Annotated in this window: 21 protein-coding genes; 3 read left to right on the top strand and 18 right to left on the bottom strand. The window is 59.7% G+C overall.

Annotation, left to right across the window (positions count from 1 at the left end; translation table 11 throughout):
- Window positions 1–110: 110 nt before the first annotated feature.
- Entirely contained in the window at window positions 111–584 is a 474-nt protein-coding gene (locus ACR0MJ_RS11780; RefSeq protein WP_170662067.1) for a rhodanese-like domain-containing protein, read from the top strand.
- Window positions 581–1396 carry a PHB depolymerase family esterase gene (locus tag ACR0MJ_RS11775; RefSeq protein WP_170801849.1) on the top strand — a complete coding sequence of 272 codons (816 nt, stop codon included), beginning with the start codon at window positions 581–583 and terminating at the stop codon, window positions 1394–1396. Before ACR0MJ_RS11780 ends, ACR0MJ_RS11775 begins: the two co-directional genes overlap by 4 nt.
- On the opposite strand, the gene mdoH is transcribed toward ACR0MJ_RS11775, so the two are convergent.
- The 13 genes from mdoH to cbiE form a co-directional block, all read right to left on the bottom strand.
- Window positions 1397–3268, bottom strand: a complete 1872-nt coding sequence (gene mdoH / locus ACR0MJ_RS11770; protein WP_480761089.1) for a glucans biosynthesis glucosyltransferase MdoH — start codon at window positions 3266–3268, stop codon at window positions 1397–1399.
- Window positions 3265–4764: a glucan biosynthesis protein G gene (locus tag ACR0MJ_RS11765; RefSeq protein WP_170401267.1), complete on the bottom strand. Its 1500-nt coding sequence runs from the start codon at window positions 4762–4764 to the stop codon at window positions 3265–3267. The genes mdoH and ACR0MJ_RS11765 overlap by 4 nt, the downstream gene beginning before the upstream one ends.
- On the bottom strand, window positions 4761–5978 hold the full coding sequence (locus ACR0MJ_RS11760) for an OpgC domain-containing protein (protein ID WP_170512206.1): 1218 nt from the start codon (window positions 5976–5978) through the stop codon (window positions 4761–4763). Before ACR0MJ_RS11760 ends, ACR0MJ_RS11765 begins: the two co-directional genes overlap by 4 nt.
- Window positions 5979–6011: 33 nt before the next feature.
- On the bottom strand, window positions 6012–7382 hold the full coding sequence (locus ACR0MJ_RS11755) for a tetratricopeptide repeat protein (protein ID WP_480761087.1): 1371 nt from the start codon (window positions 7380–7382) through the stop codon (window positions 6012–6014).
- Window positions 7383–7562: 180 nt separating this feature from the next.
- The gene (locus ACR0MJ_RS11750; protein WP_480752487.1) at window positions 7563–8747 is read right to left on the bottom strand and encodes a CaiB/BaiF CoA transferase family protein; all 1185 of its coding nucleotides are present in this window, start codon (window positions 8745–8747) and stop codon (window positions 7563–7565) included.
- Entirely contained in the window at window positions 8734–10353 is a 1620-nt protein-coding gene (locus tag ACR0MJ_RS11745) for a thiamine pyrophosphate-binding protein (protein WP_480761084.1), read from the bottom strand. The genes ACR0MJ_RS11750 and ACR0MJ_RS11745 overlap by 14 nt, the downstream gene beginning before the upstream one ends.
- 79 nt (window positions 10354–10432) lie before the next feature.
- Window positions 10433–10897, bottom strand: a complete 465-nt coding sequence (locus tag ACR0MJ_RS11740; RefSeq protein ID WP_170594872.1) for a DUF302 domain-containing protein — start codon at window positions 10895–10897, stop codon at window positions 10433–10435.
- Window positions 10898–10973: 76 nt separating this feature from the next.
- Window positions 10974–11717, bottom strand: coding sequence for a precorrin-6A synthase (deacetylating) (cobF, locus tag ACR0MJ_RS11735; RefSeq protein WP_480761083.1), 744 nt, complete (start codon window positions 11715–11717; stop codon window positions 10974–10976).
- Window positions 11710–12438, bottom strand: coding sequence for a uroporphyrinogen-III C-methyltransferase (gene cobA, locus ACR0MJ_RS11730; protein WP_480591754.1), 729 nt, complete (start codon window positions 12436–12438; stop codon window positions 11710–11712). Before cobA ends, cobF begins: the two co-directional genes overlap by 8 nt.
- Window positions 12435–13757, bottom strand: a complete 1323-nt coding sequence (locus tag ACR0MJ_RS11725; protein WP_480761081.1) for a cobyrinic acid a,c-diamide synthase CobB — start codon at window positions 13755–13757, stop codon at window positions 12435–12437. Before ACR0MJ_RS11725 ends, cobA begins: the two co-directional genes overlap by 4 nt.
- Entirely contained in the window at window positions 13744–14538 is a 795-nt protein-coding gene (gene cobM, locus ACR0MJ_RS11720) for a precorrin-4 C(11)-methyltransferase (protein ID WP_170401250.1), read from the bottom strand. Before cobM ends, ACR0MJ_RS11725 begins: the two co-directional genes overlap by 14 nt.
- Window positions 14535–14903 (bottom strand): cobalamin biosynthesis protein, encoded by a 369-nt coding sequence (locus ACR0MJ_RS11715; protein WP_170563610.1) that lies wholly within the window; start codon window positions 14901–14903, stop codon window positions 14535–14537. The genes cobM and ACR0MJ_RS11715 overlap by 4 nt, the downstream gene beginning before the upstream one ends.
- Window positions 14900–16099, bottom strand: a complete 1200-nt coding sequence (gene cbiE, locus ACR0MJ_RS11710) for a precorrin-6y C5,15-methyltransferase (decarboxylating) subunit CbiE (protein ID WP_480761079.1) — start codon at window positions 16097–16099, stop codon at window positions 14900–14902. Before cbiE ends, ACR0MJ_RS11715 begins: the two co-directional genes overlap by 4 nt.
- On the opposite strand from cbiE, the gene ACR0MJ_RS11705 reads away from it, so the two are divergent.
- Window positions 16098–16829, top strand: coding sequence for a cobalt-precorrin-6A reductase (locus tag ACR0MJ_RS11705; RefSeq protein WP_170391851.1), 732 nt, complete (start codon window positions 16098–16100; stop codon window positions 16827–16829). The two genes, cbiE and ACR0MJ_RS11705, sit on opposite strands and share 2 nt — an antisense overlap.
- Here ACR0MJ_RS11705 and cobJ read toward each other — a convergent pair.
- From cobJ to cobN, 5 genes are read right to left on the bottom strand one after another with little or no spacing between them, the layout of a single operon-like run.
- Entirely contained in the window at window positions 16826–17584 is a 759-nt protein-coding gene (cobJ, locus tag ACR0MJ_RS11700; RefSeq protein ID WP_480761077.1) for a precorrin-3B C(17)-methyltransferase, read from the bottom strand. The two genes, ACR0MJ_RS11705 and cobJ, sit on opposite strands and share 4 nt — an antisense overlap.
- Window positions 17581–18309 carry a precorrin-2 C(20)-methyltransferase gene (locus tag ACR0MJ_RS11695; protein ID WP_170420941.1) on the bottom strand — a complete coding sequence of 243 codons (729 nt, stop codon included), beginning with the start codon at window positions 18307–18309 and terminating at the stop codon, window positions 17581–17583. The genes cobJ and ACR0MJ_RS11695 overlap by 4 nt, the downstream gene beginning before the upstream one ends.
- Window positions 18306–18935 carry a precorrin-8X methylmutase gene (locus ACR0MJ_RS11690; protein WP_170391845.1) on the bottom strand — a complete coding sequence of 210 codons (630 nt, stop codon included), beginning with the start codon at window positions 18933–18935 and terminating at the stop codon, window positions 18306–18308. Before ACR0MJ_RS11690 ends, ACR0MJ_RS11695 begins: the two co-directional genes overlap by 4 nt.
- Window positions 18935–20062, bottom strand: a complete 1128-nt coding sequence (locus tag ACR0MJ_RS11685; RefSeq protein ID WP_480761074.1) for a cobalamin biosynthesis protein CobG — start codon at window positions 20060–20062, stop codon at window positions 18935–18937. The genes ACR0MJ_RS11690 and ACR0MJ_RS11685 overlap by 1 nt, the downstream gene beginning before the upstream one ends.
- A complete protein-coding gene (gene cobN, locus ACR0MJ_RS11680) occupies window positions 20059–23352 on the bottom strand; it encodes a cobaltochelatase subunit CobN (protein ID WP_480761072.1) in 3294 nt (1097 codons plus the stop codon). The genes ACR0MJ_RS11685 and cobN overlap by 4 nt, the downstream gene beginning before the upstream one ends.
- Between the last annotated feature and the right edge of the window lie 2 nt (window positions 23353–23354).

The following is a 23354-nucleotide window of genomic DNA, read 5'->3' as shown; positions in this document are numbered from 1 at the left end:
TGATCCACCTGTGTAACTATGACGCGAACTTGATCTGAGGGTTGGATTTCCTGAAAGCGTCGCGAATTGCCATATGATAATACCGATCTGACAATGCAGGAGAGTGCCGCATGGCGGAAGGGAAACGCCGAACCCGCAGATGGGTCCTATTGGGCGGAGGGGCCGCCATTGCAGCGGGTTTCGCAATCCGCGAATACCGGCTGATCCCGCAGGCCTATGCTGGTGGTCAGATTGCGGCGGCCACAGCCCATCAACAGGCTCTCGACGGCGCGATCCATCTTATCGATATCCGAACTCCACGCGAATGGCGGGCGACCGGGGTCGCCGAAGCGGCCCACCCGCTCGACATGCGCCGTGAGGATTTCGTGCAGGCCTTGGACCATCTGCTCGGGGGGGACCGATCTGCACCTGTCGCACTGATCTGTGCACGCGGGGTGCGCTCGGCCCGATTAAGCAATCGACTGACCGAGGCTGGATTTACCAATATCATCGACGTGCCCGAGGGCATGCTGGGTTCGGCGGCTGGGCCCGGTTGGGTGCGGGCTGGGTTGCCTGTCAACGCTTATGAAGAGGAAACGGGATGAGTGTCAGACACTGGTTGGCCGCGTGCTTTGTTTTTGCCGGGCAACCCGGCCTTGCGGCTTGTGGCGATACCGAGGGGATGTGCGAAACCGCATCAGGCGGATATCACATCGAACTGCCGAAAGCGGAGAACCCTCCGCTGGTTGTGTTCCTGCACGGCTATGGCGGCAGCGCCACCGGTACGCTCAAGAGCCGATCCATGGTCGAGCCACTGCTGGCGCGCGGCTACGCAGTGATGGCACCGGAAGGGTCCGAGAGAAACGGCCGAAAAAGCTGGAACTTCTTTCCCGGTTGGGAAGGTCGGGATGAACCCGCGTTTCTTCGTGAAGTAGTGCAGGACGCTGCCGACCGGTTTGATATCGACCCGGATCGCGTGGTGCTGGGCGGCTTCTCGGCTGGCGCGTTCATGGTTTATTACCTCGCCTGCGCTGCGCCGGATTCATTTTCTGCTTATGTCCCGGTTTCAGGCGGGTTCTGGCGGCCACATCCCGAAAGCTGTGATGGTCCGGTGCGCATGTTCCACACCCATGGTTGGACGGACAATGTGGTGCCGCTGGAGGGCCGCCTTTTGGGCGGAGGCCGTTTCCACCAGGGCGATATCTTTGCCGGATTGGAAATCTGGCGGGTCGCCAATGAGTGTGCCGATACCAAGCCCAGCGGGTTTTCTACCACGGGCCAGTTTATGCGTCGCAACTGGATGGGATGTGCCGAAGGTAGCGCCTTGGAATTTGCTCTGTTCCCGGGCGGCCATACGGTGCCAAACGGCTGGGCTGATATGATGGTGGACTGGTACGAGGGCTTGCCCGGCGGGTGATCATTCCGCCGGTGTGATCACGCCTTTGCCTTCGATCAATCGCTTCAACTCATCGCGATAGCGCCGGGCCGAGCGTGTAATTGCAGGCTCACTGACATCTTCGCGCATACCAACCATACGGCGCGCGGTGCCTGCCGATACGCCGCTGAGCGCAGACAGTGGGATCGCCAGTGCCAGGCTGATCGCAATCGGGGCCAGCCAGACCGAGACCAGACCGGCGAGGATGCCAACGCTAAGCGCGACGCCGATGATAGTCTCAAGGCTGTGGCACAGGATCAGCGTGCGCAGCCCGTAGCTGCCACCATCGCGCGCTTGCGGGGACCAGCCCTTTTGAATGCCCAACGCGGTGCGGAACACTGCAATCATCTGCTGCACCATAAGTATAGGGGCATAGAGGATCGACAGAATGACTTCGGACAGAAATGAAGTGAAGAATTTTCGCGTTCCGCCGAAATCGGAATAGCGCACACCGCTGAGGGGCAGGGCAGCGACGCCCAAAACCTTGGGCGCCAATAGCATCGCATACATCACCAGAATGATCAGCACATGGCGTGTTTCGGACATTTCTGGCCATTGCGGGAACAGCGGATTGTCCGGGCTGAAGTAATGCAGGACCGAGGCGTCCTTGCCCTGACCGATCAAGGCCCACATCACCAAAAGTGCGAACCATAGCGGCGACATCAGATATCCGACCGCACCGTGGAACATATGGAACCGCGAGACTGCGCGGAAGCCGGTCGAACCCAGCAGTTTCAGGTGCTGCAGGTTGCCCTGACACCAGCGGCGATCGCGCATTGCGTAGTCAATGAGGGTGGGGGGCGTTTCCTCATATGATCCGCGTATGCGCGGCAGAAAGCGCACGGCCCATCCTGCGCGGCGCAGCAATCCGGCCTCGACGAAATCGTGGCTCATGATCAGCTTGTCTTGTCCGTTTAGCGACCGCAACTTGGGTAGACCTGCGCTAGAAGCAAATGCACAGGTGCGAATGATGGCGTTGTGGCCCCAATAATTGCCTTCTTGCCCGCACCAGCGCGCGAGGCCTTCGGCAAAGGCGATACCATAGACGCCGTTGGCAAACTGCTGCATCCGGGCAAAGACCGATTGCGCGCCAATCAGCTGCGGATAGCTTTGGATCAGGCCTGCGCCGGGATCGCGCGCCAGCGCATCTGTCAGGCGCGAGATCGCGCGACCCGTCATCAGGCTGTCGGCATCCAGCACCAACATCGCATCCCAGTCCGCGCCCCAGCGGCTTACCCAATCGGCAATATTACCGACCTTGCGATCCGTATTCTGGGGGCGGCGGCGATAATAGAGTTCAAGCCCCGGTGCCAGCGTGGTCCTTAGCGCCTCGACACTGGCCTGTTCCTGCGCGGCGATCTCGGGGTCGCGCGTGTCGGATAAAATGAACATGGCATAGTGGTGCTGACCACCACGTTTCTGCAGGTCTTCCAGCATCGTGCGGGCGTTGCCGAGCACGTTCCACGGCACCTCGTTATAAACAGGCGTCAAAAGCGCCACGCGCAACGGTTGCGAGCGTCCTTCACGCTTTGGCTGCTCTTGCCGGGACAGTGAGACCATGCCCAGCAGTACGGTGCAGACCGTGAAGGAAATCCAGAAGAAATTGAACGAGATTAGCGTCAGCAGGATACCTTCGACCAGATTAATCCCTTCGGCGCTGAACCAGTCGGACATGACCCAGAGCAGACCCAAAGCCGCCGCCATGGCAGGTGAGAAGACCAGCGCGCGCCAAAACCCGACAGAGGGATTTCGACCCCCGGCAGGTACCTGCGCATCGCGGAATCCCTGCGCAAAGTTCTGCGCTGGCATCGCTAGAGGGGCCTCGGGCGGCATGATATGAAGATCGCGGTTCATATGGTCCAACGGTAAAGCCAGACTTCAGAGGCTGGTTGTTTGTCTTTCAGCAACTGCGCGCGCAGTTCCACGTGGTTGCGTTCGCCTGGTTCGAATGAGAACGCCAGCCGCAACCCGCCCGTGTCTGGGTTACGCTGCAGAACGCCTTCTGAAGTTTCGGCATGGGGCGAGTCGACAAACACCGTGATGGCCTCGGGATCGTCAAGCAGCTCACTGGCTTCGAAATCAATCACAGCCAAACGGCCCTCGCCGAACGTGTTGTCGCCCATCGCGGTGTTGATCACGCGGGCCATAGGGGTGTGCTGAGGTTCCTCGCCCCAGATCAGGCGATAGGACAGATCAATCTGGCTGCCTGCGGCGTAGGGTTCCATCGGGCGCCAATAGGCGACGATGTTGTCATAAATCTCCTGATCCGCCGGGATTTCAACTAGCGTGACGGTGCCTTTACCCCAGTCTTCGCTGGGTTCGACCCACAAGCTTGGGCGTTTGTGATAATTGGCTTCAAGATCCGCATAGTCCGAGAACTTGCGCTTGCGTTGCATCAGACCAAAGCCGCGGGGGTTTGTGTCGACAAAAGACGAGATCTGCAGGCGAGTCGGGTTCGCAAGCGGGCGCCACAGAACCTCTCCTGCGCCGTTGCGGATCATCAACCCGTCACTGTCGTGCACTGCGGGGCGAAAATCATCGAAACGGCTGTGATTGGTCTGATCGAACAGGAACATAGATGTGCCGGGCGCGATGCCGACATGGGGCAGTTCGGTACGTGGGAACAGGGTGGCTTCAATATCCATCACGCAATCTGAACCGGCGGTAACGTGGAAGCGGTAGGCCCCTGTAACGCTGGGGCTGTCCATGAGCGCATGAACGACCATGTTTCGTTGATCCGGTTCTGGACGCTCCAACCAGAAACGAATGAATTCGGGGAATTCCTCGCCATCTGGATCGCCGGTCTTCAAGGCGAGCCCTCTGGCCGAAAGGCCATAGACTTCGTGCAAACCGATGGCGCGGAAATAGCTGGCCCCTTGCCAAACGCAGAACTCGTCTGTCTCGCCAGGGCGGTGCATCTCAGTACGCAGGCGTAGACCTGAAAAGCCCAGCGTGTCGTCAATGGGAAGCTCAGGTACGTCTTCAGACTTATCGAACATGGCCAGATCAAAGGCGACCGGCTTGGTCATACCGTCCTCGACGGTCGATACTTTCACTGTGCGTGGAAAATACAGGCCCGGCGTGAAAAAATCGACGTTGAAGGGCGTCTCGGTCTCGTACCACAGCGCGCGATCCAGCCGGAACCGGATTGAACGGTATTGCTGATACGTCAGGTCCTGCCACTCCTGCGGAACCATCTCACGCTCGGCATAATCACGGCTGGCCAGGTCGCGGGCCATTGCGATGACGTCGTCTCGGCTGAACGGGGTCTCTCCACCTGTGGCATATGCCGCTGGGGCGAAGGCCAGAGCGGTTGATGAGGCGAGAAAAGCGCGACGTGTAAAGTTCATTTCTTTGATTTCCAAGGTTGTGACTTGAACCAGGCGGCCAGATAAGCCACGCCGATGATCATGGCAAAGCCAATCATGTTGGCGATGAACACACTGGCAACATCCCGCCCACTCAGGTCCAGTCCGACGCCGATAAGTCGTGCTGCTGCCATAGAAAATACGAACACCGCGAGCGATTGCTGACCCACTTTGGTGATGATGGTCAGCAGGAACTGCCAGACTTTTGCGGCTGCCCCATGACCGGTCGCTATCAGGCGACGGCCATGCTCACCGGCGATAACCCAACCCAGATAGGCAAGCGACAGAAAATGCAGATATCGGAATAGACCAAAGTCGGTCTTGTCGCGAAATTCTTTGGTCACTGGCCAGACCTTGCGAATCTCATCAGCCAGATCAGGGGCTGCTGCATTGATCCAAGTGAATACCTTCCACGAGCCGAACGGCATCGAGAAGATCAAAAACAATGCTGCCGCCCAGATCAGAGTTTTCGACACCGGCGGCGCTGGAATCCAACCTCGCATGAACGCAAAGCCGGTGAAGAACAGCAATTGCCACCCGAATGGGTTGAAGAACCACTGGCGCTCTGACCAGGGCTCGGCCGGCAGGTCAAGGTAGTCGAATTGTGCAACGAGCCAAATCGTGACCGAGGCCATGGCGACCGCCCAGAATCCGATACGATATAGCCCCATAAACAGGGGCATCATCGCCAGTACCACCAGATACATCGGTAGAATATCGAAGTAGTTCGGCACATAGGTCAGGGTGAACAGTCCGACGATCTGTGACGCCGGATCGTTGAAGAAATGCTGTAGATTGAGAGAGGAGATATAGTTTTTCTCGAACAGCCCACTCTGGTTCAGGGCCGCCATTGTCATCGCGACAAAGAAGAACAGGCAGATATGCGCCCAGTAGACCTGCCAGATGCGAAAGCTCACGCGTGCGGTGCCCATCCACCAGCCTTTGCGCATGAACGCCCCCCCAAAAGCAATTGCCGAAGCCATGCCTGAACAGAATACGAAGATCTCGGTTGCGTCCGAAAAGCCAAAGCGGGCAGGTATCCATTTGGCCCACGGATCGTTCGGAATATGGGCAATCAGGATGATGAACATCGCGATGCCGCGATAGAAATCCAACCGCGGATCGCGCATAGCGGCGGGGGCGGCGACCTGAGAGGCCACCGGAGCAAAATCAGAAGCGGGCGATGCGGTCGCCATACGGTTTCTGTCCTTCTTGGTCTTTTATTGTTGTTATTCGGCGGGGACGCTTTGTGCGTCGCCGCTGTCGCGTGCGGCCTCGATCAATTCTCGGCGGGCGAGGGCGTAATTGTCCTCTCCCCCGGCACGTTTGGCGCGGCGGTCGTCCAAGATGCGCTCGACAGCATCCAAGCGGCCAGCGCGCAGGCCGGAATCAATGGTGATGCGCTCGAATACATCACGTTGGGCGTGGCTACCACCCGCCAGTTGCATCCCACCCCGGGCATTTGAAAGAAAATCAAAGGCTTGGCCGTAAAGGCCTTCTCCAAAGGCCTCAAGCCCCTTGGCGGCGGCAATGCCCGGGTCGGACATGCGGATCGGCGTGTCACCCTGATTGCGCTGGGCGTCATTTTGAATACGCTGCAGCATATTTGCCGTAGCCTCCGAACGATTGTCCCCGGTCAATGCCAGCAAGTAGTGAAGATCGGCGAAGATCAAGCATCCGTCTTCGGTTCGGGCTGCGCTGAGATCGGCCAGTTCTTCCCAGCGGTTGCCAACATCAACGCCCTCAAGCTCTAGCCGGGACAGCAGCGAGGTTGCATTCGAGATATCGCGATAGTCGTCGGTTTTGTCCTGGCGGATGTGATGATCGTAAAGCGCCATCACTTGATCGACTTGCCCCAAATCCAGATGCATCAGCGCCTTGTGCCACCAGACATGATAGCGGAAATTGTTGCAATGCGCCCAAGCGTCCTCACGTCCCGCGAGCCAGTCCAGTCCCAGCTGCGCGTTGCCCGTCATCTCGTGCACGTGCGCTACAGCGTGCAATCCCCAGGCGTCGTCCGAAACCATCCACAAGGCCTGACGACCGGCGATCTCGGCTTTCTCGTAGGCGCCGGTTTCCTCCAGCGCGAACGAGTGGCATCCCAGCAAGTATCCACGTCCGGCATGGTCGGGTTCATACGCTGGCATCACCCGTTCGATCGACCGACGCATCCCCGCCGCATCGCCCAGAACGAAACGCGTCGCATGGCTGAGCTTCATGGCCAGAGTATCAGTTGGGTGCGCTCGCAGAATCTCTTCAAATTTCTGAACGGCCTGTGATGGAAGGTCGGCCATATACAAACCCAGCGCCTCGACATATAGCCTTTCCCGGACTGAAACTGGCTGACGCTCCATCGCTGCATTCGCGGCACTCAGCGCTTCGGCAGCGACCGCGATCATCTCGCGCCGGCCCAGCAGAACCATGAACAGACCCTTGACCGCATGGCCCAGCGCAAAGTCCGGCTCAAGCTCCAGAACCTTGCCCAGATGTTGCGGTGTGACAGCGGCATGCGCCATGAACCCAAGGAGAACACCATCCCATGCCTCGACGCTTACGGGCTGGTTCAGGGTGTTCATCTGTCCAAAGACGTCTTGTTTCATACTCGGGTCCAATCTGATTGCGACGTTCTACACTGTTCGATGTAACAGAGTGTGCAGCCGGGTCGTAACAGTATCGACCCTGCTCTCGAATTGGTGAAATCCCGTGTGTGAGAAACGCGAAAAAAACCGCCGATTCAAGGGCATGTTTCAGCAACTTGCCGCCTAAACGGGCAGAGTGTTTCAATCTTCGAAGGGGTTTTCCGCGTTCAGAACAGCCTGTGTGTCAGCCCCACAGACCGGTGGTGCGCTGCGATATGTTACAGGCGTGCGTGACAGGTTCAGGGGATTCCCGATCAGTTGCACCTCGCCAGGCTCAGCTTGCATCGAGATCTGCATCTGGCGGGCAGCGACCTGATCCGAGGCAAAAACCTGATCGAGCGTCCGCACCGGGCCAACAGGGACTTTCAGGTCTTCAAGCCCCGCGATAACGCTGCCTGTATCCAGCGCCTGAACTGCCGGGCGCAGGATCGCATTCAACGCATCCCTATTTTCAAGACGGGCCGGGTTGGTGGCAAATCGGGGATCGTCGGCTAGCTCTGGCTTTTCGATGAAGCTGCAAAATCTTTTGAACTGACTGTCATTTCCAACGGCCAGAATCACGTGCCCATCCGCCGTCTGATAGACCTCGTAAGGCACAATATTGGGATGCCCGTTGCCGCGCCGCTGAGGCACTTCGCCCGAGGTCAGATAATTCACGCCTTCATTGATCAGCCAAGCGATCTGTGCATCCACCAGTGCCAGATCGATCTGCTGACCCTCGCCGGTCATGTCGCGATGACGCAGCGCAGCCAGAATACCAACGCAGGCATACATACCACACATCACGTCAGCAATTCCGACGCCTACTTTCATCGGCGCGCCGTCGGCGTCTCCGGTCAGAGACATGATCCCGCCATATCCTTGCGCCATTAGATCATATCCGGGCTTCGATGAGTTTGGGCCTGTCTGCCCGTAGCCTGAGATCGAACAGTAGACGAGGTCAGGAAACTCATTGGACAAGGTTGCGTAGTCGAGCCCGTATTTTGCCAGTCCACCGGGCTTGAAATTCTCGATCAGAATATCAGCGTGCGAGGCTAGGCGTCGGACTTCTGCCTGTCCTTCGGGTGTTGCGATATCCAATGCGACCGATTTCTTGTTGCGGTTGGAGGACATGAAATATGCGCTCAGGTCTGAGCGGTTGCCATCCGCATCCTCGGCGTAAGGAGGGCCCCATTGCCGCGTATCATCACCACCGGTCGCCGGGTTTTCGATTTTGATGACGGTAGCGCCAAGGTCGCCCAACAACTGCGTACAAGTGGGTCCTGCCAGAATGCGAGACAGGTCCAGTACCTTGACGCCTTTCAGCGGTCCTTCAGATGCGGCCATCATATCCTCCACGGTCAATTTCCGCAGCAATGACAGTGAACTTGTCCGCTTTCAACGCCTGATCCAATGCAGCCCGCAAATCATCGCGGCTACGAACTGTGTGACCATAACCGCCGAATGCGCGGCCTAAAGCGGCAAAGTCATGGCGGTCAAAATCCACTCCGCGATTGCCCATCTGGCGCTGGCGTTGTTTCAGCTCGATCAGCGCAAGGCTGGCATCGACAAAGACCAAAAAGATTGGGTTGCCACCCAATTCGGCGGCAGTCGACAGCTCTCCGGCAACCATCAGAAACCCGGCATCGCCTGAAAAGCTGATCACGGGGCGATCCGACTCGGCCAATTTCAGACCGATCGCCATCGGAACGGCACACCCCATGGTGCAGAGCGCCGAGGACTGGATCAACCCGCGTGCCTCCGAACACTCCCACATCTGACTGAGCAGAATGCGATGCGCGCCGCTGTCGGCCGTGGCGAGGGTCTCGGGTGGCAGAACGGCACGAGTTTCTGCGATGATTGCCGCCGGTCCCCAGTCTTCATCTGACGGAAAAGCATTCGCCAGCGCCGCCTTGACCTGTTCAGGCTCACCATTCGGCCAGGTCTTGCCGGCAGGGTTGCCCTTGGCGATGGCCTCAAGCGTTGCGCCGGTGTCGGCGACCAGATTTAGCCCAGCCTGATGCATGTAATGATCGTTCACCACGGCTGATATGTCGATCACGCGCTTGGTTTCTGGGTCCCAGATCTCGCGCCAGCCGGGGCGCATCTCGATAGGGTCATATCCCAAACACAGTACCAGATCAGCCTGTTCCACCAGCGGGACTAGGTGCTTATCGGCCAGCGGAGACAAACCCGCCCCGCCCAGGCAGAGTGGATGATCCTCGGGCACCACCCCCTTGGCCTTGTAGGTGGTGACAAAGGGAATGTTGAAATGCTCTAAAAATGCTCGCACCACACAGCGCGAGTCGTCGTAAAGAACATCAAGACCGATGATCGCCAAAGGTCGCTCAGCCTCGGCCACCCATCGGCGGGCCTTTTCCAGACATTCCGCGCCAGGCGCGACAGGAGCAACTTTTGCCAGTCGACGACGTTTAACCCCTGATACGCGCGTATCGGCCACCGAGATAGGCACATCGATGTGTACCGGGCCGGGGCGCGCTTGGTTGGCAAGCGATACCGCCTTGTCGGCGATGATATCGGCCCCGTCGGCCGTTAGCATAAAGCTGCCTTTGGTGATCGAGCGATAGACTTGCGCGTGATCCATCACTTGATGGGTGTAGGTCAACGCCTCATCCGCGTCGACGCATCCGGTCAGCACGATCATCGGCACCCGATCCTGCAGGGCGTTGGCGACCACATTGATCCCGTTCATCGCTCCGGGCCCGAGTGTGGCCACGAGGATTGCAGGTGCACCATCGCGATGGTGGACCGCTTCGGCCATGAAACCTGCTGAGTTTTCGTGTTTTGCAAGGTGGAAAGCAATGCCCGCGCTTTCCAGCGCTTCCACCAATGTCAGAACCTCGCCGCCGGGCATTCCGAACGCATGGCGGCATCCGGCCTCGAAAAGGCGTTGTGCCAACAAATCCGCAGCGCGGGGAGACAGGTCCTGCATTAATCAAGCTCCGACAAAGTTATCTGTCAGCAGATTGCGGAGGACGCGTCCGGACGCAAGCAGGTTCACGTCAGTGTGACTATTTGACGGCGTTTTCCGCTACGGCCTGAAACTTTGCGTCCAATTCTATGGCAATCTCGCGCAGAGCGTCTCCGCCCTCGTCTGCGTAAGGGGCAAAGACGAAGCTTGGTGTCTTGTAAGAAAGGGTTGCAGTGCCGTCCTCGTTCTCGGTTACGTAGAAGCGGATGGGCGCTTCGATCATCGCGTTGGTCGAGGTTTCAAGAACACGAACCGCGTAATCGTTGTTGAATGCGCCAATCACCCGGTTGCCCGGAATGGTGATACCGCGCGAGGCCGCCGCTTTGGTCGGCCCGGCCTGTGTCACAACGATCAGGCCGTTTTCCTTTACCGCGGCCTTTGTGTCATCCACGAGGGTCTCATAGCTTTTTCCGCTGGAGTAAACCGCCCATCCAGTAAGAGGTTCGATGCCGTTGGCCCAAGCAGGCATCGCCAGCAGGCAGATCGCAGCCCAAAGCGCCCTCATGTTCTTTCCCTTCCTGTTGACTGGGGAATTGATGACAGAAAAGCGCTGAAACGGGGCTCACAATCCTGTGCGCGCGTCAGGCCGAACGTTTCTTCAGCAGATAGATATCCATGATCCAGCCGTGATCAGAACGGGCCTGCGCGCGGGTATCCAGAATGTCTTGCGCCACATCCGCCAATGGGCCTTTGATCAGAATCTCTTCTTTCATGCCCACATATGCCCCCCACCAGATGTCATAATCGGTCATCTTCAGGCTCTGGAACGAGCATTCGCCATCCAGCATTACGGCCACTTTCGACGCCGTTTCAGGCCACCCATCATCGCGGATGCGACGGCCTGTGGTCACGACATAGGGCGCGCCCAGATCATTGATCGGGATCGCATGGGCTGCAGTCAACGCCTGTAACGCTGTGATTCCCGGCATAACCAGGACTCGCGGTTGCGGGTCCAGCCGCGCTGCAATTCTTAGCGAACTGTCATACAGCGACGGATCACCCCAGATCAGCAACGCCACCTTCTGCGCGTCCGGGTAGGCTGAAATCGCCTCATGCCAGCGCAGGGCAATTGCGTCGTGCCATTCGTCGACGCCTCGGAGATAACCGTCATCTGCCCGGCGTTTGGGAACGTCGAAATAGGCGATCCGTGCAGGTTTGTCGGTGACCTGCGAGATGATGTCTTCTCGCAAACCGGCCAGATCGGCTTTATTCTCTCCTTTTCGCGGAATCAGGATCAGATCCGCTGATCTGATCGCCTTCGCCCCCTGAAAGGTCAGGTGGTCGGGATTACCCGTGCCGATTCCGATCAGAATCAGTTCAAACATCTTCGAACTCTGCCAGCGGGCCATACAGGATCAGGGCCGGGGCGGTTCCAACCTCGGATCGCAGCTTGTCGGACAGGTCTCCGATTGTGGAGCGATGCAAGGATTGCTCGGGAGTTGAAACAGATTCGGCCATCAATGCAGGCGTGTCCAACGGCAAGCCATGCGCGCTCAGGGCTTCGACCAGCAAGGGAAAAGTGCGCTTGCCCATAAATACGACCGTTGTCGCGGTAGCGTCAGCCAGGGCGGGAAGGTTCAGATCGGTCGGCAATTTGCCACTTACGTCATGCCCGGTGACGAATTGAACACGACGTGCAGTCAGGCGTCGGGTCAGAGGAATACCAGCGGCAGCTGCCGCCGCGACGGCAGAGGGGATGCCGGGAATGATCTCATATTTGATGCCGGCTGCCTGCAACGCGACCAGTTCTTCTTCCAGTCGACCGAACAATCCTCCGTCACCGGATTTCAGGCGTACCACCTGCTGACCGGTCTGCGCATACTCCACCAACAATCGGCTGACGTGATCCTGCTTGGGCGAAGGGCGACCGGCGCGTTTGCCAACACCAACCAGATCAGCATCGTCACGCGCATGGGTCAGGATCGGGCCGCTGCTGAGATCATCAAACAGCACCGCATCGGCCTTCTGCATCCGGTCTACGGCCTTGAGCGTTAGTAGCTCCGGATCACCCGGACCGGAGCCAATGAAAGAGACAAAACCGGTCATGCCGAGGCCTCTGCAATAAGATGGAAAAATGTGCCGGTGACATTGCCACGTCGCGATCCTGTCTGAGGGCCTTCGGCCCCCTCGGCATCGAAGACTCGCGCAAGAGGAGCGTCAGGTTGTTCGATGATCGAGGAATAGTGGAACTCATGTCCGCGCAAGGCTGTACCCTTGGCAAAGCCCGGCATCGACGCCAAAAGCTCAGCCCTGCGATAACCAAGGTTGAATTTGCGCTTTTGGTATGAGGTTTGCAGACCCAACAACCCCGCCATCTGATGTGGGGCGCCTTCCTTGTCGACCAGAACTTCCCCCAATGCCATGTACCCCCCGCATTCACCATGCACGGGCCGCGTTTCCGCGTGTTTCCGTAGGCCGGTCAAGAAGATATCTGCCGCGGCTAATGTTCCCGCATGCAGCTCAGGATATCCCCCGGGTAACCAGACCAGATCGGCATCTGCAGCTGGCGCTTCGTTTGCCAGAGGTGAAAAGGGCAGTATCTCTGCACCCGCGCTGCGCCACCCTTCCAGAAGATGCGGATAGGTAAATGAAAACGCTGCATCACGGGCCAGTGCGATCCTCTGCGCCGGGGGTCGCGGCAACGCGGCTGACGATGGTCCAGCAGGGCCTGAGGAGGCCGCCTGTTTGATCGCATCCAAATCGACATGTTCACGCAGGAATGCGGCGTATCCGGCGATTGCCGTTTCCAGATCCGGATGCTCAACCGCCTGGATCAGGCCTAGATGTCTTTCGGGCAGAGTCAGATCACCTCGGCGCGGAAGAACGCCCAGAACCGGCAATCCAGCCCGTTCCATGCCCAGCCGCGTCAGCCGCTCATGTCTTGGGCTGGCACAGCGGTTCAGGATCACCCCGGCAAAAGGTAGATCGGGGTTATACATCCGAAAGCCAAGCGCGGTCGCCGCCGCCGATTGCGCCTGTCCTCCGACATCCAGGACCAGAACGACCGGCCATCCCATGCGCAGCGCCGTTTCAGCGCTCGACCCATGCCCCAGCTCTCCGGGTTTGGCGACGCCATCAAACAAACCCATTGAGCCTTCGGCCACCACAATATCCGCGCCCGTGGCCTGCTTAGAGATCGCGCTTAACAGCGGCTCCCCCATCGCCCAGCTATCCAGATTGAACGAGGCTCGGCCCGCTGCAGCGCGGTGAAACGCCGGATCTATATAGTCCGGCCCGCTTTTGAACGGCTGCACGGTCAAGCCGTCCTCGGCCAAAGCCCGGAGCAATCCCAGCATGACAGTGGTCTTGCCTGTACCCGACGACGGAGCGGAAATCAGTATTCCGGGGGGGTTAGTCATCACCATGGCTCCAGCTCGACCACGGACTGTCGGCGCTTTGAGGGCGATAGCGGCGGTCATATGTCTTGGAATACAGACAGCTTTCGTCAAACCCTTCACCTGCAAGCGCCGGACCAACCATGATCAGTGCGGTGCGCGAGATGCTGTTGTCCAGTGCCTCCTTCAACGTGGCAAGCGTTGCGCGGATGATCTTCTCATCCGGCCAACTAGCGCGGTAGACCACGGCGACCGGGCAGTCTGCCCCATAGGCAGGTGTCAGGTCGGCGATGACGTTATCCAGATTTCCGATCGAAAGGTGGATAGCCAAAGTTGCACCTGTTTTAGCGAAGTTTTTCAGTGTCTCGCCTTCCGGCATCGAAGACGCACGCCCGGGCGTGCGGGTCAAGACCACTGATTGCGCCAGACCGGGCAGTGTCAGCTCGGTCCCGAGCGCTGCAGCCGCAGCCGCAAACGAGGGTACACCGGGCGTGACGCTGACCGGGACACCCATCTCTTTCAGACGTCTGATTTGCTCGCCCATCGCCGACCAGACCGAGAGGTCCCCGGAATGCAGCCGCGCCACGTCCTGTCCAGCTTTATGCGCTGCTTCGATTTCGGCCATGATCTGATCCAGATCCATGGGTGCGGTGTTTACGATCTTCGCGCCTTTGGGGCAGTGGCCCAGAATCTCCTCGGGTACCAATGAACCCGCATAGAGGCACACCGGGCAGGAGGCGATGATATCGCGCCCGCGCAGGGTCAGCAGGTCGGCGGCGCCCGGTCCGGCGCCGATGAAATGAACGGTCATGTCTGTCCTCCGATGGCGACGGCGCAGGTTGCAAGCCGGTCGTGCGAGATTTGTCTGGGTGAAATCAGCCGCGCGCCATGTCCGGCGGCAGCAAGAGCGGATGCTTCGGCCACGCTGCCGGTGCCATATGTGGCGCGACTGCGGGTTGAGCAAGTAAGTGTGCGTTGTTCGGCAAGATCATTTGCCGGAATGAAATGTATCGGCAGCTCAGTTGCTTCTGCAAGCGCGGCAAGTGCGGCGTGTCCGTCCTTGTCCGCAACGGTCGCAAGGGCCTCGACAGTTTTTCCTGTCGAGGCAAGCTCGAAAGCGGCACGAAGACTGGCCAGCGTAGCAGAGGATGAGAAACCTAACCCCGCGACGATCATAACGTGAGGCTCCACTGCACCACTGGGTAGGCAGATTTCCAGCCTCGCCGTGGTCCAAGCGCAGCTGCCTGCGCAAGTTCGATACGCAGCAGGTCTCCGCCCAGCTTGTCGTGCCATTCAGCTAGCAGCGCTTCGCTTTCGAGTGTCACCGCATTGGCGATCAGCCGCGTGCCGGCCTGAAGGTTCGCGTGTAGCCAGTTCAGCAGATCCGCACTCAGCCCGCCACCGATGAACACCACATCGGGCCGGTCCAGATCAGCCAACGACCCTGGCGCCGAGCCATGCACCACGCGTAGCCGATCCTGCCCCAGCGTATCGGCATTGCGGCGAATGCGTTCGGCCCGATCAGCACGCGGCTCGATCGTCGTTGCGGTTAGCGTCGGATCGCACATCAGCCATTCGATGCTGATCGAACCGGTGCCGCCGCCAATATCCCAAAGATGCTCACCCCTTTGCGGTGCAAGGGCCGACAGGGTCAGTGCGCGAATGGGCCGTTTGGTGATCTGGCCGTCGGTTTCAAAGATGTCATCGGGCTTTCCCGAGGCCTTGGGAAAGGCGCGCCCGGCACCCGCGACGTCCAACCCGACACAGACCGGGTGTTCGAATGTCCCCAGCAACGCTTCGGTCAGCGACACGCTGCGCGCCCGTTCACGGGGACCGCCAAGCGCTTCCATGACATGCAGGGTACAATCGGCAAAGCCGGTTTCACCCAGATAAGTTGCAAGCTCAGCCACCGCTTTTCCATCGCGCAGCAAGAGAATGGCACTGAGGCCCGGTGCCAGGTGGGGGCGCAAACGGGTCAGGGGCGCGGCGTGCAGTCCAAAGGTTAACGTGTTTTCAAGCGGCCAACCGAGCCTTGCAGCGGCTAGCGAAAAGGTCGATTGACCGGGTAGGGCGGTCCATTCGCTCGCATCGAAATTTCGCGCGATGACGGAACCGGCCCCGAACCAGAACGGATCACCCGAGGCCAGAACAACAGTTTGCCGACCGCGTAATCCGGTCAGAATTGGCAAGCCATCTGCAAAAGGGACTGGCCATTCAATCCGTTCTGCCGCGCTGTCTGGGATCAACGACAGATGGCGCGGCGGACCCATGACGACGTCGGCGCGATCCAGTACTTGACGGCTTGCGGGGGACAGGCCATCCAGTCCATCTTCGCCCAAACCCAAAACGGTCAGCCATGGAGATTCAGACATGCCCAACCTCCTGATTCTTGGTGGCACGACCGAGGCGAATGCTCTGGCAAAATCGGTTGCCGATCAAGGCATTCCCGCTACATATTCCTACGCTGGACGTGTCGATAACCCGCGCTCGCAACCCGTGCCGATGCGCGTGGGCGGGTTTGGTGGTGCAGCGGGACTGGCGCGGTACATTCACGAGCACGGCGTCAGCCATGTTGTCGATGCGACTCATCCCTTTGCCGCGCAGATGAGCCGGAATGCGGTGGAAGCCTGTGCGGGGGGCGCAACGCCCTTGGCCGCTTTGACGCGACCTGCTTGGGTCGCGCAAGACGGGGACAACTGGCAGCACGTACCGGATATTGAAGGTGCGGTTGAAGCTCTGGCCGGTCCAGCCCGCCGCGTCTTCCTGGCAGTTGGCCGCATGCATCTTCATGACTTCGCAGCCCAACCTCAGCATCACTATCTTTTGCGGCTTGTAGACGATCCGGACGCATTGCCGCTTCCGAAAAGCGATGTGATCGTTTCGCGGGGCCCGTTTTCTGTTGAAGAGGACCGGGCCTTGATGGAACGTCACCATACGCAATTGATTGTATCCAAGAATGCGGGTGGCACCGGCGCGCGGGCCAAACTGGATGCCGCCAGGGCGCTGGGCTTGCCGGTTCTGATGATAGACCGTCCGACCCTGCCGAAGCGGACCGAGTTGGCAAATGTCACGCAGGTCTTGGACTGGCTGGCGCATACTTAATCCTTGGCCAGCGTGAATCTCGGGGTGTAGACGATCGGGGCGCTGTTGCGCTCGACTATGCGGGTCAGGGACGAGCCGACGATGACGACAGTCTGCATGTCCGCCATATCTGCCGTGGCTTCTTCCAGAGTTGAAATCCGCAAAGCCTCATCCTCGCGGGATACAGCGCGTGCGAACAGGATCAGGCGTTCCGGCTCACATTCTTCCCGCAGGATTTCCAGCGTTTTTTCAAACCCTTCCGGTCGAGACTTCGAGCGAGGGTTATAGAACGCCATGGCGAAATCGCCCTGCGCGGCAAGTCGGAGGCGCTTTTCGATCAGTGGCCATGGCTTCAGGTTGTCGCTCAGGTTGATGGCGCAGAAATCATGCCCTAACGGTGCCCCAGCGCGGGCCGAAGCCGCCAGCATCGCAGTGATCCCCGGCAGCACGTCGATCTGTATGTCACGCCAGTCTTTCGGCCCGTTTTCAAGCGCTTCAAACACCGCAGCGGCCATTGCAAACACGCCGGGATCCCCTGACGAGACTACAACGACGCGCTTACCGTCGGCCGCCATTTGCAAAGCGTGCTGAGAGCGGTCGATCTCAACCCGGTTATCGCTGGCGTGCAGGGTCAACCCCTCTCGGTCGGCCACCCGAGCAACATAAGGTATGTAGCCAACCACGTCCGTCGCTTCTGCCAGCGCGGCAGTGACTTCGGGAGTGACCAGTGCTTCGTTTCCAGGCCCAAGGCCAGCGATCTTGACCCAACCGCTCATGGTCGGCGTCCCTGTCCATGAACCAGAATGATTGAGAAATAGGGCGTGATCCCTTCGCAATTGTCAGACAGTTTGCAGACCCGTTGGTTCGGCATCTGAGCGTATTCGACGATCCACGCGCGGTCATACAGCCCGGCTTGTCTCAGCGCGCGCTTTACCTTGTCGAAGTTCCGCCCGATCTTCATGACAACCAGCGCGTCGGTCTGGGTCATGCGTTCAGTCAGAGTATCCTCGGGCAAGGTTCCAACAAGAACCGTGAGGACATCGTCGCCCCAAGTTATCGGGTCACCGGTTGCGGTCCAAGCGCCGGACATGCCGGTTATGGCAGGTACGACTTCGACTTCAGATATGTCTCGTAATCGATTGTAAAGGTGCATAAATGATCCATAGAAGAACGGATCGCCTTCGCACAGGACCACTACATCCTCACCATTTTCGGTAAGCGATTTCAGATGTGCGGCACAGTCTTCGTAAAACACCGAAAGGAGTTCATTATACCTTGGATCCGTCACCGGGATTTCGGTTGTTACCGGGTACTCCATTGGAAACTCGATGGCGTCGCCGGGGATCATTCCATTGACGATCTTGCGGGCCTGACCTGTGCGGCCAGGTTTGCGAAAAAACGCCACATGGCGGGCATTGCGCAGCAGGCGGTCCGCACGGACACTCATCAGGTCCGGATCGCCGGGGCCGAGGCCCACGCCGTATATTTTACCCCCGCTCATTCGGTGCGGCTCGCGATAGCATTGATGGCAGCAACTGTGATCGCACTGCCTCCCAAACGGCCTTTGACGATACAGGATGGTACTGGCTGCGCTTCCCACAAGGCATCCTTGGACTCGACCGCTCCGACGAAGCCCACCGGGCAGCCGATAATGGCAGCGGGGCGTGGGCAGTCGGGATCTTCCAACATGTTCAGAAGGTGGAAAAGCGCGGTAGGGGCGTTACCGATCGCGACCAGTGCTCCTTCCAGATGCGGACGCCACAGCTCTAGCGCGGCGGCAGAGCGCGTGTTGCTCATTTCGGCAGCCAGAGGGCGAACACGCTCGTCATGCAGGGTGCAGATCACTTCGTTATCGGCGGGCAGGCGAAAGCGGGTGACGCCTTCGCTGACCATGCGGGCATCACACAGGATCGGCGCGCCATTTTCCAGCGCGGAACGCGCTGCCGAGACAAAACCGTCCGAGAAATGGACGAACTCTTCCAGTCCGACCATCCCTGCGGCGTGGATCATCCGAACGGCGACCTGTTCTTCATCGGCATCGAACCGGGCCAGATCAGCCTCGGATCGGATGGTGGCAAAGCTCTGCTTGTAGATCGCCGCGCCGTCGGTTTCGTATTCATAGGGCATCAGGTGAAGTCCATGGTCATGAGTGTTTCTTCGGTCAGGCCGCGTTGGCAGGGCTCATCCCCCGCACGGCCTTGTTTGACAAGGTCAAATCGTCCGGAATTACCAACCAAAGTGACATCGGCCGGACCCATTCGGGCGCATCCCTTGGCGCAGCCCGACACATGCAGGCTGCCTGCAACGCGCGCGGCCAGGGCGCACGCCACACCGCGGGTTTCGACCTGCGCCTGCGGGCAGTATGGCGCGCCGGGGCAGGCGTCGGTTGTTCTCAGCGGGTCGGTGCCATCTGTGACAAAGTCAGGGGCGGGTATCGCCGCCCCGCCTTCCAACAGGAACAGCCGCCATGGTGTGACCCGCAGGGCAGTGGCGTTGCTGTTTTCAACCAGCGAATGGAGTTGCCGCGCCGGTAGCTGCCCAAAGGCAGCGCCATAGAGTGTCCCCCGCGCGCAGGCTCCCGGTTGAAGAGGCACGCCAATGGGGCCGGGCGCGCTGCGTTGCCACTCGCTGGGCAAACCATATATGGCAACGGTCCGCGCCATGCGGCGGGTCTCGGTTGTGTGGGTTTGCGCAAACCACTTCGCCAACGCGATCACTTGGTCGATTGCTTGGGCTTCGCTCACCGCTCGCCCGGTTTCGGCCCCGTCCGCGCGCAGGATCAGGCTGCCCGAACCGAGTTCAAGCCGGATATCCGCCGAGTCATCGGCCAATAAACGCTCGGGACCTGTGTCGATGGCAAAGCCGAACTTGGCAGGTAAATCCGGAAGCTCGGCCAGACGCTGGATCAATTCCTGTGTCAGCCGAGCGGTCAGATCACCGGCTTCATAGAGTGGCGAGACCAGAATGTTGCGGCGAATTTCGATTCCGGGCTCGGCGTCCAGCAGCTTCAGCAAGGAAAGCGCGGCCAACAAGGATTGATGGTCGGTTTCCTTTACTCCACGCAGCTGAAGGTTGGCGCGGTTGGTAAGGTCGATCGTGCCATTGCCGAACCGTTCCGCCAATTCGCACAGCCCTATCGCCTGTTGGGCATCCAGGCGCGCCAGCCGAGGGCGCACACGCACGACCAGCCCATCACCGGACATCATCGGGCGATGGGCACCGGGGCACCAGCCTTGCACGATGGGCGCACTCATCCCAACCCCTCCAGGTCGGCGCGGATCGAGTTCCGGCGGGTATGCCATAGCCCTGCCTCCAGCAGTGCACGGAACCGATCCTGCATGGCCTGATGTGCTTGCGGGTTTGCCTGTTGCAGGAAGGCGTCGACCTCTTCATTGCCCAGCGTGGCGTCGTGGTACAGATCGAACAGATGCGGTGCGACTGTGCCGGACAGATGCGCGAAAGATGCCATATGATCCAGCGTCGCCGCGATTTCAGCGGCACCCCGAAACCCGTGCCGCTGCATTCCGGCAATCCAGCCCGGGTTGGCGGCGCGGGCATGAACGACGCGGCTGATTTCCTCGGGCAGGGTGCGGGCGCGCGGGTTGTCCGGGTTGGTATTGTCCAGATGATAAAGCTGTGCAGTACCGCCGGTGATTTTCTTGGCGGCAGCAAATCCGGCCTCGTGCGTGGCATAATCATTGGCCAGCAACAAGTCCGTCTCGGTCAGGTCCTGTAGGTGCACAAAGCTGTCGGCGTTGGCGACGCGTTGCGAGATACCGTCCTTATCCTGCGCGATGTGTTCACCTTCCAAAGCGAAGGAACTGGCATCAAGCCAAGCCTCACCCGCTTGCACGCGTGCCTCATCCGTATAGGTTTCGGACAGATGAGTCATGTTCAGACCATAGCTGCCGGGGGCTGGCCCATAGACCCGCGCCGCAGGCTCCTGACCGGCGTAAGGATTCCAGTCGGGTGCTTCATCTCGTTTGGTCAATGCGCGGACAGCCTGACCGTACAGCGCCGAAAGCGTCGGGAACACGTCCCGGAAAAGACCTGAGACGCGCAGTGTTACGTCCAGACGCGGGCGGCTGAGATCGGTGATCGGCAACACTTCGATGCCCGAGACCCGCTCAGACCCTTTATCCCAAACCGGCTTCACCCCCAGCAGATGCAGCGCCATGGCGAATTCCTCGCCCGCTGTGCGCATAGTGGCCGAACCCCATAGATCGACGATCAAGCCCTTGGGGTAGTCGCCTTCTTCCTGCAGATGCCGCCGAACCAGCTCTTCGGCGAGCTTGACGCCTTGTGTGTAGGCCGCGCGCGTGGGAACCGAGCGTGGGTCGGTCGTATATAGATTCCGCCCGGTCGGCAAAACATCCGTACGCCCGCGATAGGGGGATCCGGACGGCCCGGCCTCGATCCGTTTGCCCGCTAAAGCGTCAATCAGCGCAGAGCGTTCAGCTTGGGCTGAGGGGGCAGTGTCGAAATTGCCCGTCACATCGGGGACGCGCCCAAAGATATGCAGCCCATCACCGAACTGGCTTTCCTTGATGTCACAGACAAATCGGTCAATGCGCGTGATCGCCTCGGCGGTACAGGTGGCCTGATCGAGGCCAAGATCGCTTTCCAGCCCGATCGCCTGCGCCTCGTCCCGGATATCTTCCTGCAGGCGATCGCGGCGTTTGGGGTCTAGCCCGTCCGCGTTCGAGAACTCGTCCAACAGCGATTCCAGCCGCACCATGCGATCTGGTGTGCCGCTTTCCTTCATCGGGGGTGGGATATGGCCCAACGTAACCGCCCCGATCCGACGCTTGGCCTGCGCGGCCTCGCCGGGGTCGTTGACTATGAAGGGGTAGATCACCGGCAGATCGCCGATTAACGCCTCGGGCCAACATTCGTTGCACAAGGCGACTGATTTTCCCGGCAACCATTCCAGCGTGCCATGCGCGCCGATATGGATCAGCGCATCCGCGACCAATCCTTTGCGCAGCCACAAGTAAAAGGCGACGTAGGCGTGGCGCGGTGTGCGCGACAGATCGTGATAGTCGTCATCGCGCAGTTCGGGTGTGCCGCGCTCGGGCTGCAGCGCGATCAGAGCCTTTCCGCGACGCAGCGCAGTGAAGTGGAACGCGCCATTTGTGAAAGCAGGGTCGTCTTCGGGAGTGCCCCAAACCTTATTGAGATCGGCGCGGAGTGTTTCCGGCAGCGCCGCCAGCGCCGCCTGATAATCCTCTAGCGGCCATGAAATCCGGGCATCAAGAAGAGTTTCAGCAATCGGCTCGGCAGGCGCGGTGTCATACCCTTCGCCTTGCAGATCGAGCAACATTGCCTCAGCCGAGGCCAGCGCATCCAGACCCACTGCATGTGCCATCTGCCAGTCTTTGCCGGGATAGGTCGATAGTACCAGCGCCGGAACCTGCTCCGCTTTGGGTTTGTCGTGAAGGTTCAGCCAGCCGGAGATGCGGTTGATGATGGCTTCGATCCGTTCGGGTTCAGCCCGATGAGCGAAGCGAGAATACTCGAGATGCGGGTCGCGTTTGCCCGGCTCTTTGAAGGATACGATGCCCGCGTTGATCCGCCCGTCCACTTCCGGAAGGACCACATGCATGGCAAGATCAGCTGGTGAAAGGCCACGTTCCGCTTCGGCCCACGCTTTGCGGCGTGACGTGGCCAGCGCGACCTGAAAGACCGGCACCTCTGCCACATCGAGAGGTGAGGTGCCTGATGCGCCCTTGCCTGAGAATGAGGTGGCGTTGACGATCGCCGAAGGCTTCAGCGCCACAATAGTCTCGCGCAGCCAATCGGCGGCATTTGGTGCTTTGAGCGACGGGGCAAACAGGCCGACGGCCTCAAAACCTCGCGCGCGCAAGCTGCGGATCAGCGCTGCGATTGGGGCTGTGTCCGCCGAGGTCAGATAAGCACGATAGAAGGTTACGATGATACGTTTCGCATCACCGGGCAGAGCGTTTTCTGCAGGGATCACGCCGCGATCTGGGCACCAGGCACCGCATTCAGGGATGGTCTTCGCGCCCATGACCGGACCTGCATACAACCCCGCAGCCAGTGCCATCTGCGCCAGAGCGGCCTGCGCTGCGACCTCACCGCCGGTGTCGCACAGATGCGCCAGCCGCCGCAGGGTCGAGACAGGCAGGGTAGAGTAATCATCCAGCCGCGTATCCTCGCGACCGTCTGCGGGCAGCACGGCCAGTGCAATCCCTTTGGCCTGCGCCAGCGCCAGAACCTGCTGCAAGCCGTAGGCCCAATAGGGCACTCCACCGATCAGACGGATCAGGATGCCCTTTGCGCCCTCCAGTGTCTGCTCGACATATGTGTCGACTGAGAGGGGATGCTTCAGCGCCGTCAGATTGGCCAGCCGCATCGTTGGCATGCGTCCTTCAGGCCCACTTCCACGATGCCATCCCGCCGCGAAAGCGCCAAGGTCACTGTCGGAAAAGGACAGCACCACAAGGTCCGCCGGGCTCTGACCCAGATCGGTCGGGGTCTCGGTTTCTTCGAGCCCATGGCTTTCGCGGAAGACGACGTGCATAA

The organism is Ruegeria sp. C6, from assembly GCF_056537625.1.
The sequence above is the reverse complement of the archived record's forward strand: the minus strand, read 5'-3'. Positions and strand labels throughout refer to the sequence as shown.